The organism is Mycobacterium sp. E2238, assembly GCF_001672665.1.
GTDB lineage: Bacteria > Actinomycetota > Actinomycetes > Mycobacteriales > Mycobacteriaceae > Mycobacterium.
On sequence record NZ_LZKF01000171.1, the window covers coordinates 1 to 12,979 of the forward strand.

A 12,979-nucleotide genomic window follows, 5' to 3' on the forward strand; every position below is an offset into this window, starting at 1 on the left:
CAGAACCCCGAAGCGCGCACCTGCCTGGTCGAGGTGTATCAGACGCGGCTGGACGAACTGGCCATCGCCGACCCCGGCACCCTGAGCCCGCCCGTCGTCACCTACCAGTGCCCCGCCGACGCGGGGCCGTTGACCGCGCAGTTCTACAACGACCTCGACCCGCCGGCGGCGGTGCTCAACTGGAAGGGCAACCAGGAGATCCTCTTCCTCGAGCCCTCGGGCAGCGGCGCCCGATACGGCCGGCAGGGTTACGAGTACTGGGAGCACCAGGGCGAGGTCAAGCTCGATTTGAACGGCACCAAATTCGTCTGCCGCGCGCCGTGAGCGTGCCTAGCATGCTGGGCATGGGTCGCACATTCGACGACCTCGTGGCTGAGGCGGACGCGGCTCCCGTCGACGGCTGGGACTTCTCCTGGCTGGACGGGCGGGCCACCGAAGAACGCCCGTCGTGGGGTTACCAGCGGCAGATGAGCCAACGGCTGGCGAGCGTGTCGGCCGCCTGCGACATCGACACCGGGGTCGGCGATGGCCAGTTCGTCCAGCCGCGTCTGATACACCTCGACCAGGCAGGTGCGCGCTTCGGGGTTCTGTGTGCACCCGTCGCGCGTGGTCGCCCAGCCGTTCTGCGCCGACGTCAGCGCGGCCTGGTCCGCGCCTGGCCGGGCAAGGGCCTGCTGGTAGGCGGCCTGCAGGCGGTGGTCGAGGTCGGTCAGTTGCGGATCGCGGCACACCAGCTGCTGCGCCGCGTTGGCCGGTTTGGCGCAGTCGAGTGCCGCCGCGGTCGGCGGGGCAGTGGTGGTGGTTGTTTCGGTGGTGGTGCCGGCCGACGGCGGGGTCGTTTTCGCACCGCAGGCGCCCAGCATCAAGGCCGCAACGATGACGGCGAGCAGTCGCATACGTGCTGAGTACCGGTTGCGGGCCGCAGCTCGCGCGCGACACGCCGAGATTGCCGGCAATCTCGGCGCAGCGGTCAGACGGTGGCTTTGTTCGCCTCGCCCGTCGCGATCTCGGGAGCCAGCGGCACGATGGCGCCGATGATCTCGGTCACCGTTTCGGGCGGGACCCCGGCCGCGGCGAGCGCGTCGGACAGATGCCCGGCCACCAGGTTGAAGTGGTGCAACGTGATGCCGCGCCCCTGGTGCACTTGCTTCATCGGAGCGCCGGTGTAGGGCTCGGGCCCACCGAGGGCCGCGGCGAAGAACTCGACCTGCTTGCCCTTGAGCCGGTTCATGTTGGTCCCGGTGAAGAATCCGGAGAGTTGATCGTCGGCAAGCACACGGACGTAGAAGTCCTCGACCACGACTTCGATCGCCTCGTGCCCGCCGATCCGGTCGTAGACGGCGGCCGGCTGTGGTTTGCGGAAGCGTGCCAGAATTTTCATAAGTCCGATTGGAACATTTCGGCGTTGCCCGTCAGTTAGTTCGCGGTCACGCACGGATGTCTTTGCGTAACAGGCGGATTGCCCACTCTTGACCGTCGTGCAGGCCGCGGCGTGAGACGCGGGGCCCGCGTTACATGCCAGCAATGTGCATCGGGCCCCCGACCCGATGTCCTAGGTTGGCTTAATGACGCACGTCACATCGTTCACACCGCCCCGCAAGGAGCTCATGGTCAACGGGCAGGCCAGCTGCGGTCGGGGGGCCGACATCATCAGGAGCGAAAGCCGATGAACCTGGGTGACTTAACGAATCTCGTCGAAAAGCCGCTCGCGAACTTAGTGGAGAAGCCGATCGCGGCGGTATCCCACATCGTCAACACGCCGAACTCCGCGGGCCGCTACCGACCCTTCTATCTGAGGAATCTGCTCGACGCGGTACAGGGCCGCACGCTCGACGAGGCGGTCAAAGGCAAGACCGTCCTGATCACCGGGGGATCGTCGGGCATCGGCGAGGCCGCCGCGAAGCGGATCGCGGAAGCCGGCGGCGTGGTCGTGCTGGTCGCCCGCACCCGCGAGAACCTGGAGAAGGTCGCCTCTGAAATCGAGGGCAACGGTGGCACCGCCCACGTCTACCCGTGCGACCTGTCCGACATGGATGCGATCGCCGAGATGGCCGATCAGGTGCTCAAAGACCTCGGGGGTGTCGACATCCTGATCAACAACGCGGGGCGGTCGATCCGGCGCTCGCTGGAGCTGTCCTACGACCGCATCCACGACTATCAGCGCACCATGCAGCTGAACTATCTGGGCGCGGTCCAGCTCATCCTCAAATTCATCCCCGGCATGCGGGAACGGGGGTTCGGGCACATCATCAACGTCTCCTCGGTCGGCGTGCAGACCCGCGCGCCGCGCTTCGGCGCATACATCGCCAGCAAGGCCGCGCTGGACAGCCTGTGCGACTCCCTGCAGGCCGAGACCGTGAATGACGACGTGAAGTTCACCACCGTGCACATGGCGCTGGTGCGCACCCCGATGATCAGCCCGACCACGCTCTACGACAAGTTCCCGGCGCTGACGCCGGATCAGGCGGCCGGGGTGATCGCGGACGCGATCGTGCACCGGCCCCGCCGGGCCAGCTCGCCGTTCGGGCAATTCGCCGCCGTCGCCGACGCGGTGAACCCGGCGGTGATGGACCGGGTGCGCAACCGCGCGTTCGCCATGTTCGGCGACTCCCACGCCGCCAAGGGCGACGAATCTCCAAGCGATTCACCGCAATTCGACAAACGCAGCGAAACGTTTGTGCGGGCGACGCGCGGGATACATTGGTGACATCATGAGCCTTCCGAAACCTGACATCGACACCACCGTCGTGATCACCGGCGCCTCGTCGGGCATCGGCGCCGAACTGGCTCGCGGCCTGGCCCGTCGCGGCTTCCCGCTGCTGCTGGTCGCGCGGCGCCGGGAACGCCTCGACGAACTCGCCAACGAGGTGGGCCAGGAATACTCGGTGGCCGTCGAGGTGCTGCCGTTGGACCTCGGCGATCCCAAGGGCCGCGCGAAGCTGGCGGACCGGCTGCGCGCCGAGCCGATCGCCGGCCTGTGTAACAGCGCCGGGTTCGGCACCAGCGGGGTCTTTCACGAGCTGCCACTCGAGCGCGAAAGCGAGGAGGTCACCCTCAACGCGCTGGCCCTGATGGAACTCACCCACGCCGCCCTGCCCGGCATGGTCGAGCGCGGCGCCGGCGCGGTGATGAACATCGCGTCGATCGCCGGTTTTCAGCCGGTGCCCTACATGGCGGTGTACTCGGCGACCAAGGCCTTCGTGCAGACCTTCTCCGAAGCCGTGCACGAGGAGCTGCACGGGACGGGAGTGTCGGTGACGTGCCTGTGCCCGGGGCCGGTGCCGACGGAGTGGGCGGAGATCGCCAACGCCGAGCGGTTCAGCATTCCCATCGCGCAGGTCTCACCCCAAGAGGTTGCCGAGGCGGCGATCGGCGGGATGCTGGGCGGCAGGCGCAGCGTGGTGCCCGGCGTCGTGCCCAAGGTCGTCAGCACCGGCGGGCGATTCGTGCCGCGCACCCTGCTGTTGCCCGGGATCCGGATCGGCAGCCGCTTCCGCGGGGGACCCAACCGCTGAGCGTGTGCCGGGATCGCCCGGTCACAGCCGTCACTTCCGTCGCTGCGCCGGGCGATCGACGATGTGCCCGCCTCACAGCGACAACCGGGATTCCAAGGGCGGTAGCCAATTTTGTCGCTGTGAGGCGGGCACTGCTCCGCATCCCGCCGATCAGGGGCCTGAGTGACGGGTGTGACGATGCGGTCGCGCTAGGCTCCGGTCATGGCCGCTGTAGACCTGACCGCCGATGTGCCGATGACCCCGCAGGAGATGTGGGACCGCGTCTCCGACCTGTCGGACCTGGGCGACTGGCTGGTGATGCACGAGGGGTGGCGCAGTGATCTGCCCGAGGAGCTCGGCGAGGGCGTCCAGGTGGTGGGCGTGGCCCGGGCGAAGGGCTTCCGCAACCGGGTGACCTGGACGGTGACCACGTGGGATCCGCCGCACGAGGTCGCGCTCTCGGGGTCCGGCAAGGGCGGCGCCAAGTACGCCGTCACGCTCACCGTGCAAGCCGCCGAAGAGGGATCCACGCTGGGCCTGCGCCTTGAGCTGGGCGGGCGCGCGTTGTTCGGGCCGGTCGGTTCGGCCGCGGCGCGGGCCGTCAAGGGGGACGTGCAGAAGTCGTTGAAGAACTTCGTCGAGTTGTACGGATAGAAACGCAGACACACTTCGCGACACGCCCGAAAGGCGTCGGTCCTCAGTCATAGACTGGCGTCCCTATGAACCACTCCTCCTTCGTGCACCTCCACAACCACACCGAGTACTCGATGCTGGATGGGGCCGCGAAGATCTCGCCGATGCTGGCGGAGGTGGAGCGGCTGGGAATGCCCGCGGTCGGGATGACCGACCACGGAAACATGTTCGGCGCCAGCGAGTTCTACAACGCGGCGACCAAGGCGGGGATCAAGCCGATCATCGGGGTCGAGGCGTACATCGCGCCGGGCTCGCGCTTCGACACCCGCCGGATCACCTGGGGCGATCCCGGTCAGAAGTCCGACGACGTCTCGGGTAGCGGTTCCTACACGCACATGACGATGGTGGCCGAGAACGCCACCGGGCTGCGCAACCTGTTCAAGCTGTCGTCGTTGGCCTCCTTCGAGGGCCAGCTCGGCAAGTGGTCGCGCATGGACGCCGAGATCATCGCCGAACACGCCGAGGGCATCATCGCCACCACGGGCTGCCCGTCCGGGGAGGTGCAGACCCGTCTGCGGCTGGGGCACGACCACGAGGCGCTGGAGTCGGCCGCCAAGTGGAGAGAAATCTTCGGCGCGGACAACTACTTCCTCGAGCTGATGGACCACGGGCTGTCCATCGAGCAGCGGGTCCGCGAGGGCCTGCTCGAAATCGGCCGCAAGCTGGGCATCCCGCCGCTGGCCACCAATGACTGCCACTACGTCACCCGCGACGCCGCCCACAACCACGAGGCGCTGTTGTGCGTGCAGACCGGCAAGACCCTCTCGGATCCGAACCGGTTCAAGTTCGACGGCGACGGCTACTACCTGAAGTCGGCCGCCGAGATGCGCCAACTCTGGGACGACCAGATCCCCGGCGCGTGCGACTCGACGCTCTTGATCGCCGAGCGCGTCCAGCCCTACGACGACGTGTGGACACCGCGCGACCGGATGCCGATCTTCCCGGTGCCCGAGGGGCACGACCAGGCGACCTGGCTGCACCACGAGGTGATGGCGGGACTGCGTCGACGCTTCCCGTCCGGCGTCGGCCAGGACTACATCGACCGGGCCTCCTACGAGATCAAGGTCATCTGCGACAAGGGCTTCCCGTCCTACTTCCTGATCGTCGCCGACCTGATCAACTACGCGCGCTCGGTCGACATCCGGGTGGGGCCCGGCCGCGGTTCGGCGGCGGGCTCGCTGGTTGCCTACGCGTTGGGCATCACCAACATCGACCCGATCCCGCACGGCCTGCTGTTCGAGCGGTTCCTCAACCCCGAGCGCCCGTCGGCACCCGACATCGACATCGACTTCGACGACCGTCGTCGCGGCGAGATGGTGCGCTACGCCGCCGACAAGTGGGGCCAGGACCGCGTCGCCCAGGTCATCACCTTCGGCACCATTAAAACCAAAGCGGCGCTGAAAGATTCGGCGCGAATCCACTACGGCCAGCCCGGCTTCGCCATCGCCGACCGGATCACCAAGGCGCTGCCGCCGCCGATCATGGCCAAGGACATCCCGCTGTCCGGCATCACCGATCCCGCGCACGAGCGGTACAAGGAGGCCGCCGAGGTGCGCGGCCTGATCGAGACCGACCCCGATGTGCGCACCATCTACCAGACCGCCCGCGGCCTGGAGGGCCTGATCCGCAACGCCGGCGTGCACGCCTGCGCCGTGATCATGAGCAGCGAGCCGCTCACCGAGGCCATCCCGCTGTGGAAGCGGCCGCAGGACGGCGCCATCATCACCGGCTGGGACTACCCGTCGTGCGAGGCCATCGGCCTGCTGAAGATGGACTTTTTGGGCCTGCGCAACCTGACGATCATCGGCGACGCGCTGGAAAACATCAGGGCCAACAGGGGAATCGACCTCGACCTGGAATCGGTGCCGCTGGACGACAAGCCCACCTATGAGCTGCTGGGCCGCGGCGACACTCTGGGGGTGTTCCAGCTCGACGGCGGGCCGATGCGCGACCTGCTGCGCCGCATGCAACCGACCGAGTTCAACGACATCGTCGCCGTGCTCGCCCTGTACCGCCCCGGCCCGATGGGCATGAACGCCCACAACGACTACGCCGACCGCAAGAACAACCGGCAGGCGATCAAGCCGATTCACCCCGAGCTCGAGGAGCCGCTGCGCGAGATCCTCTCGGAGACTTACGGTCTGATCGTCTACCAAGAGCAGATCATGTTCATCGCCCAGAAGGTCGCCTCCTACACGATGGGTAAGGCCGACGCGCTGCGCAAGGCCATGGGCAAGAAGAAGCTCGAGGTGCTCGAGGCGGAGTACAAGGGCTTCCAGGAAGGCATGACCGCCAACGGCTTCTCCGAAAAAGCGGTGAAGGCATTGTGGGACACCATCCTTCCGTTCGCCGGCTATGCGTTCAACAAGTCGCACGCCGCCGGCTACGGCCTGGTCTCCTACTGGACCGCCTACCTGAAGGCCAACTATCCGGCCGAATACATGGCCGGCCTGTTGACCTCGGTGGGCGACGACAAGGACAAGGCCGCGGTCTACCTGGCCGACTGCCGCAAGCTCGGCATCACCGTCCTGCCGCCGGACGTCAACGAGTCCCTGGTGAACTTCGCCTCGGTGGGCCAGGACATCCGGTTCGGGCTGGGCGCGGTGCGCAACGTCGGCGCCAACGTGGTCGGCTCGCTGATCAAGACCCGCAACGAGAAGGGCAAATTCACCGACTTCTCCGACTACCTGAACAAGATCGACATCTCGGCCTGCAACAAGAAGGTCACCGAGTCGCTGATCAAGGCCGGCGCGTTCGACTCGCTGAGTCATGCCCGCAAGGGCCTCTTCCTGGTGCACACCGACGCCGTCGATTCGGTGCTGGGCACCAAAAAGGCCGAGGCCATAGGGCAGTTCGACCTGTTCGGCGGCGATGACGGTTGCACCGAGTCGGTGTTCACCATCAAGGTGCCCGAAGACGAGTGGGAGGACAAACACAAGCTGGCCCTGGAGCGCGAGATGCTCGGCCTGTACGTGTCCGGGCACCCGCTCAACGGCGTGGCGCACCTGCTGGCCGCGCAGACCGACACCCAGATCCCAGCCATCCTCGACGGCGACGTCCCCAACGAGAGCCAGGTGCGGGTCGGCGGCATCCTGGCGTCGGTCAACCGGCGGGTCAACAAGAACGGAATGCCCTGGGCCTCAGCACAACTGGAAGACCTCACCGGTGGCATCGAGGTGATGTTCTTCCCGCACGCCTATTCCACCTACGGCGCCGACATCGCCGACGACGCGGTGGTGCTGATCAACGCCAAGGTGGCCATCCGCGACGACCGCATCAGCCTGATCGCCAATGAGCTTGTGGTGCCGGACTTTTCCAACGCCCAACCGAACCGGCCGATCGCTGTCAGCCTGCCTACCCGGCAGTGCACCATCGACAAGGTCAGCGCGCTCAAGCAGGTGCTGGCGCGCCACCCCGGCACGTCCCAGGTGCACCTGCGGCTCATCAGCGGTGACCGGATCACCACCCTGGAGCTGGACGCCTCGCTGCGGGTGACGCCGTCGCCCGCGCTGATGGGGGACCTCAAGGAGCTGCTCGGCCCGGGCTGCCTGGGCAGCTAGGTCGCCCCGCCCGTGCGGCCAGTCGCACTCTTGCTGAAAGCGGCTTCACTGCCAGGGTCTGTTCACCGAGCTGCCGCCGATACCTAGACGGCCAGTGTGGGCTGGTGCGTTACAGCTCTTGGACTGTCGGTCTTACGACGAGCTCACTGATGGAGACGGAATCGGGTTGCTCGACCGCGAAGGCTATGGCCTCGGCCACCGCCGCCGGTGAGATCGCATGAGCGTAGATGGCACGCATCCGGTCTTGGTCGGTGCCGGTGGTCCGCTGCTCCATGCCGGTCGCGACCGCGCCCGGCATGATCGTGGTCACCCGCACGCCGTGTTCTGCCAGCTCTGCCCGGAGGCCTTCGCTGAAGGCCCGCACGGCGAATTTGGAGGCGGAGTGCACGGCTCCGCCGGGGAACACCTTGAGCCCGTGAATCGAGCCGAGCGTGATGATGTGACCTCGGCGCTGGGCGAGGAAGACGGGCAGCGCCGCTGCGACGCCCCACAACGTGCCTTTCAGGTTGAGATCGATGGTGAGTTCCCACTCGTCGAGGTTGAGCTCGGTTATCGGTCGAATGAACATGATCCCGGCGGAGTTGATCAGAACATCGAGGCGGCCAAGATCATTCACGACGGCCTCGACCAGCTGAATGGTGTTGTCGCGCAGCAGTACATCGACGGGGTAGGCCCGCACGGTTGCGCCCCTGTGGGTGAGGCGGTCGACTGCCGATTTGACGCCGGCCGTATCGATGTCGGCGAGCGCAATGCCGGCCCCGCGCAACGCCAGTACCTCAGCCGTTGCTAAGCCGATGCCACCGGCTCCGCCGAGGATCAGCACAACTTTCCCGGAGATGTTGTCAGGCATAAGGGTTCGGCAGTGGCGTCACTGCGCCAGGCGTCAGGACAAGCAATTTGTCAGCCGAACCGCGCCGAGCGAACGCCGCCGCGATGAGGTCGGCGTCTTGGGTCAGGTGCTGCCAGCCGTCGACATGCATCGGGATCACCACCGGCGACTCGAGGATCTCCGCAGCCTGCGCGGCTTGGTCGGCGCTCAACGTCAAGTAAGCGTCCATCAGCGGGCTGCGGGCGCGCCCAGCGAAAAGCACGGCTATGTCGATCGGGCCGGCATGGTCCGCGACCTCGCGCACCACGGTCAGCGAGGCGTTGTCACCGCTGATGTAGACGGTCGGTAGCCCGTCGCCGGAGATGACGAATCCTCGCACCTCGCCGGTGAGGTGTTCAGTGCCTGCCGGGCCGTGCTGCGCGGGAACACCCGTGATGTTCAACTCGCCACCGTCGGGACGTGGCATCCGGTGGTGGCGCCAGATGGGCAGCTCACGCACGGCTCCGCCCAAACGTTGTGCGGCCGCCGCGGTGCTGAGCACCAGCGGCATCCGCTTGAGCAGTTCGCGGCCTTCGTTATCGAGGTTGTCCGGGTGCTGATCGTGCGATAGCAGGACGGCGTCGATGTCGCCGAGACGAGCAGCGTCGACCGCGGGGTGGCCCGTCTTGACCAGGTTTCGCGTGCCGATCACATGGTCACCCGGGGAGTCGAACGTCGGGTCCGTGAGCAGCCGCAATCCGCCGATGTCGAATACCGCGGTCGGTCCCCCCACCAGCTGAACGGTCGTCTGCAGTCGCGACACGGCGGAACTCTTGCTGGTTGCTGATTGAGTCACGCAACCGATTCTTGGTCGCCGAATGGCGGGGGACTAGGAAGCAACAGGCTAGCTAGCGATCGATTTCAGCCAGATTGCCCCGCGCAGAGGCCATTCAATTCGGCGTCAGGGCCCGGGGTGATGCGCTTGCGCTAAGAGGACTCCGGGCGGCAGCGGCTCACATTCGCGCGCGATCGGCGTTGCTGCCGGTATGCCAACGGGCTCATGCCCATGTATCGGCGGAAGTGACGGCGAAGCGACAACCCGTTGGGGAATCCCGCGCGTCGCGCAATCTCCTCGACGGGTTCGTCACCACCTTCTAGCAACTGTTGGGCGCAGAACACGCGCTGCTGCAGGAGCCACCGCATGGGTGACATTCCCACCACCTCGCGGAACCGCCGGTCGAACGTGCGTCGGCTCATCCGCGCTCGGCCCGCCAGGGCGTCGATGGCGAACGGCTCGGCGATGTGGGCCATGGCGAAAGCCATCGCCTCGGCGAGCGCTGCCGGCGACTGGGTGCTCAACGGTGCGGTGTCGATGACTTGAGCACGCGTGCCAAAACGCCGCGGCGGCATGATCATTCGTTGCGCAATCGCGACCACCGCCCTATTGCCCCACTTTCGCTCTACCAAGTGAAGACATGCATCCAGGGCAGCGCCGGTACCGGCGCCGGTGACGATATCGCCGTCGTCGATGAACAACGCCTGATGGTCAACGCTCACCTTGGGGTACATCGCGGCCAGCGTCGGAGCGTGATACCAGTGCATTACTGCGCGCCGACCGTCGAGCAGCCCGGTTGCGGCCAAGACAAACCCGCCCAAGCAGAAGCTGACTATAGTCGCGCCGTTGGCATGCGCGGCGCGGATAGCCTCCAGTGCTGGTTCGGGCGGGCGTTCCGCAACGTCGCGCCAGCTGGGCAGCACGACGATGGACGCCTCGCGGACGGCCTCGAGCCCGAACGGCGCCTCGACGATCAGTCCGCCGGTTGTGTTCAACGGACCGTCCTCGCCAGCGGCGACTTGCAGTCGGAAGTGCGGAGCGTGGCTGGCGAGGTGACTTCCGAACACACTCATTGGAACCGCGGTCTCGAACATGGGGGCCCGATCGAAGATCACCACTGCGACGGGTACATGGTCGTGGGCCATGGTCTCATTCTCCCCCTCGTGTTGAGCGGCCTGACTTTTCGTGATCGCTTCTGCCGGGCCGAGGGACCCGGGTTGACGCGGCAGGGACCGGCGACGGTCACATTGCGATCAGATCCCACCACCGCAGCGGTGTTCACGGTTCGGGAGAGGCCAACCGGTCCTCAACGGTGCGGCGCCGTGGACGCCCTGGCCGAGGTTGATCGCTATTTGGCCGGAGATGTCACGGCCCGACATGAGGGCAGACTTTAAGGTTTCTCTTGTCGCCTTCGAGCGCGCGTTGCACTCGACGTGGTGCCAAGCGATTCTCGTCTCCACCGAAGGCAATTAATTCATTCTGGAATTCACTTAGGGGGTAGAAGCAGATGACGCCGTCACTTGAGGTTGTCCAACTTCGTCTGGAAGAAAAGGTGCTAGTCGCTACGTTGGAGGACCCGCCGCTTAATCTTATCGGCGCAGCTCTGGTTCGAGACCTCGTCGCGCTGATCGAGTTCCCGGAAAGCCACCGTGACGAGGTGTCGGTCGTAGTCTTTGACAGCGCGAGCCCGAACTTTTTCAGCGCTCACGTCGACATGTTGGATGTGCCCGGAGTAAGGGCCGCGGCTGCTCGCCTGGGAGGTGCAACTTTAGGCGTGCTTTTTCGCCGGATCAGCACCTTGCATCAAGTCAGCATCGCATCAGTGCGTGGGATGGTGCGTGGCGCGGGCAGTGAGCTGATCCTCGCCTGTGACATGCGCTTCGCCTCGCGGGAGCGCGCGGTATTCGGTCAGCCTGAAGTGGGCGTCGGCGCCGTCCCCGGTGCGGGCGGCGCCCAACACCTGCCGCGGCTGATGGGTCGCGGTCGCGCCCTTGAGGTACTGCTGAGTTCAGACGATTATTCCGCTGAGGTGGCCGAAAGGTACGGGTGGATCAATCGCGCATTGCCCGACTCGACTCTCGACCGGTTCGTGGATCGGCTGGCGCGCCGTATCGCCCGGTTTCCCCTGGCGGGAATAGCCGACGCCAAGCTTCGCGTCAACGCGATCACCCTCCCGTCGGTTTCGGCACTCGACGAGGACGGCCACTTGTTCCTTGAAGGTGCGGCTCGGCCCGAATTCCAGAACCGGATCCGGGCGTTGTTTGCGAAGAACCTACAGACCGACGAGAGCACCGAACACGAGTTGGGCGTCGCATTGGCCGAAATTTGAAAGCTCGTCGCTATTGTCGGGGGGCTAGGGCTTACGGCTGTGGAAGCTGGCGCGGTAAACCTGTGGGCTAACGCCGACCACCCGGCGAAAGAGTGGTCGAAGGGACACCGCACTCGACAAACCGACTTGGTGGGCGATCGCATTGACGGTGAAATCGGTTTCCTCGAGTAAATGGCGCGCTCGTAATATGCGTTGATGCAGGATCCATTGAATCGGGGAAAGCCCGGTCGCCGCCCGGAATTGGCGGTCGAAGGTGCGGCGGCTGAGGTTGAATTCGGCCGCCAGTGCATCGATATCCAACTGCTGGTTCAAGTTGCGGACGATGTATTCCAAAATTTCGCTCAGTCCGTTGCCGACGCTGCCGGCTTGGATTGCACTGGAGATGAGTTGAGCTTGCGCACCGGATCGCTGCGGCGGTATTGCCAACCGGCTGGCGATCGCTGTGGCGGCTCGGACGCCCCAGAATCGTGCAACGACGTGGATGCAGGTGTCTAAGCCCGCTGCGGTACCCGCGCCGGTAATGACATCACCGTCGTCGACGTAAAGAACCGCGGGATCCACCCGTATCTCCGGGTGGCGCGCGGCCAGTGCCGCCGCGTCCTGCCAGTGTGTCGCGGCGCGCCGTCCGTCGAGCAGTCCGGCGGCCGCGAGCACAAACGTGCCGGTGCACAAACCCACGATGACCGCACCATCGGCGTGTGCGGCGCGGATGGCTTGCACCGATTGCTCAGGCACCGTTTCGTGTGGACCGCGCCACCCCGGCACGATGACGATGCCGGCGCCTCGCATGTCGTCAACACGATACGGGGCATGGATGGTTACGCCACCGGTGCTGACCAACGGCCCGTTCTCTGCGGCGATCGGGAGCAGCGTGAAAGTCGGGGCCCCGCTCTCGGAGCGGTCCATGCCGAAGACGGTGATGGGCACCGACAGTTCGAACATCGGCACACCGCTGTATAGGAGGCAGGCGATCGTGTTGGGATCACGTGCCATGGAACCTCCGTCCTTCGGTAGGCATCCCCAGCGGTTGCCTGCGACAGCTGCTAGCCGGTATGACCGCATGTCTCATGGTAATGAGCCGATACCACCAGGCAGGGGCGAGCCTGATCGGGATCTCGCCGCCCGGCCACGTCCCGCTATCGGTCCAACTATGCCGAAATATGCTGAAGCACAGCGCTATTGGAAAAACCAAACTCGGTGCAGCGTCTTGAACGCTTCGGCGCGGTCCGCGTCCAGCAAAGCGCCCGAGGTACTTGACTT

General features: G+C 65.9%; 11 protein-coding genes and 2 pseudogenes. 7 read left to right on the plus strand and 6 right to left on the minus strand.

The window, feature by feature from the left end; genetic code table 11:
• Both A5711_RS15595 and A5711_RS26385 read left to right on the plus strand, forming a co-directional pair.
• Window positions 1–324: MliC family protein (locus A5711_RS15595; protein WP_197520806.1), on the plus strand; the 324-nt coding region annotated here is incomplete at its 5' end.
• A 20-nt stretch (window positions 325–344) separates the two neighbouring features.
• Window positions 345–527: pseudogene (locus A5711_RS26385) on the plus strand (SAM-dependent methyltransferase); the annotation flags it as partial.
• 63 nt (window positions 528–590) lie between these two features.
• Here A5711_RS26385 and A5711_RS26390 read toward each other — a convergent pair.
• Together A5711_RS26390 and A5711_RS15605 are read right to left on the minus strand one after the other, a co-directional pair.
• Window positions 591–896 (minus strand): annotated as a pseudogene (locus A5711_RS26390) (lysozyme inhibitor LprI family protein); the annotation flags it as partial.
• A gap of 74 nt (window positions 897–970) precedes the next feature.
• Window positions 971–1,381 (minus strand): group 1 truncated hemoglobin, encoded by a 411-nt coding sequence (locus tag A5711_RS15605; protein WP_067948003.1) that lies wholly within the window; start codon window positions 1,379–1,381, stop codon window positions 971–973.
• Window positions 1,382–1,666: 285 nt separating this feature from the next.
• Here A5711_RS15605 and A5711_RS15610 point away from each other — a divergent pair, with 285 nt between their 5' ends.
• From A5711_RS15610 to dnaE, 4 genes are all read left to right on the plus strand, one after another.
• The gene (locus tag A5711_RS15610; RefSeq protein ID WP_067948005.1) at window positions 1,667–2,707 is read left to right on the plus strand and encodes an SDR family NAD(P)-dependent oxidoreductase; all 1,041 of its coding nucleotides are present in this window, start codon (window positions 1,667–1,669) and stop codon (window positions 2,705–2,707) included.
• A gap of 4 nt (window positions 2,708–2,711) precedes the next feature.
• Window positions 2,712–3,515, plus strand: coding sequence for an SDR family oxidoreductase (locus A5711_RS15615; protein WP_067948007.1), 804 nt, complete (start codon window positions 2,712–2,714; stop codon window positions 3,513–3,515).
• A gap of 201 nt (window positions 3,516–3,716) precedes the next feature.
• A complete protein-coding gene (locus A5711_RS15620; protein ID WP_067948009.1) occupies window positions 3,717–4,148 on the plus strand; it encodes an SRPBCC family protein in 432 nt (143 codons plus the stop codon).
• A gap of 65 nt (window positions 4,149–4,213) precedes the next feature.
• A complete protein-coding gene (gene dnaE, locus A5711_RS15625; RefSeq protein WP_067948011.1) occupies window positions 4,214–7,747 on the plus strand; it encodes a DNA polymerase III subunit alpha in 3,534 nt (1,177 codons plus the stop codon).
• 109 nt (window positions 7,748–7,856) lie between these two features.
• On the opposite strand, the gene A5711_RS15630 is transcribed toward dnaE, so the two are convergent.
• The 3 genes from A5711_RS15630 to A5711_RS15640 form a co-directional block, all read right to left on the minus strand.
• Complete coding sequence (locus tag A5711_RS15630) at window positions 7,857–8,597, minus strand: SDR family oxidoreductase (protein WP_067948013.1); 741 nt, start codon at window positions 8,595–8,597, stop codon at window positions 7,857–7,859.
• Window positions 8,590–9,411: an MBL fold metallo-hydrolase gene (locus A5711_RS15635; RefSeq protein ID WP_197520807.1), complete on the minus strand. Its 822-nt coding sequence runs from the start codon at window positions 9,409–9,411 to the stop codon at window positions 8,590–8,592. The genes A5711_RS15630 and A5711_RS15635 overlap by 8 nt, the downstream gene beginning before the upstream one ends.
• A 131-nt stretch (window positions 9,412–9,542) precedes the next feature.
• Window positions 9,543–10,535: a GlxA family transcriptional regulator gene (locus A5711_RS15640; RefSeq protein ID WP_067948017.1), complete on the minus strand. Its 993-nt coding sequence runs from the start codon at window positions 10,533–10,535 to the stop codon at window positions 9,543–9,545.
• A 362-nt stretch (window positions 10,536–10,897) separates the two neighbouring features.
• On the opposite strand from A5711_RS15640, the gene A5711_RS15645 reads away from it, so the two are divergent.
• Window positions 10,898–11,719, plus strand: coding sequence for an enoyl-CoA hydratase/isomerase family protein (locus A5711_RS15645; RefSeq protein ID WP_067948019.1), 822 nt, complete (start codon window positions 10,898–10,900; stop codon window positions 11,717–11,719).
• 24 nt (window positions 11,720–11,743) lie between these two features.
• Here the strand turns inward: A5711_RS15645 and A5711_RS15650 are convergent, their stop codons facing one another.
• Window positions 11,744–12,712 carry a GlxA family transcriptional regulator gene (locus A5711_RS15650; RefSeq protein ID WP_067948021.1) on the minus strand — a complete coding sequence of 323 codons (969 nt, stop codon included), beginning with the start codon at window positions 12,710–12,712 and terminating at the stop codon, window positions 11,744–11,746.
• Window positions 12,713–12,979: the final 267 nt, after the last annotated feature.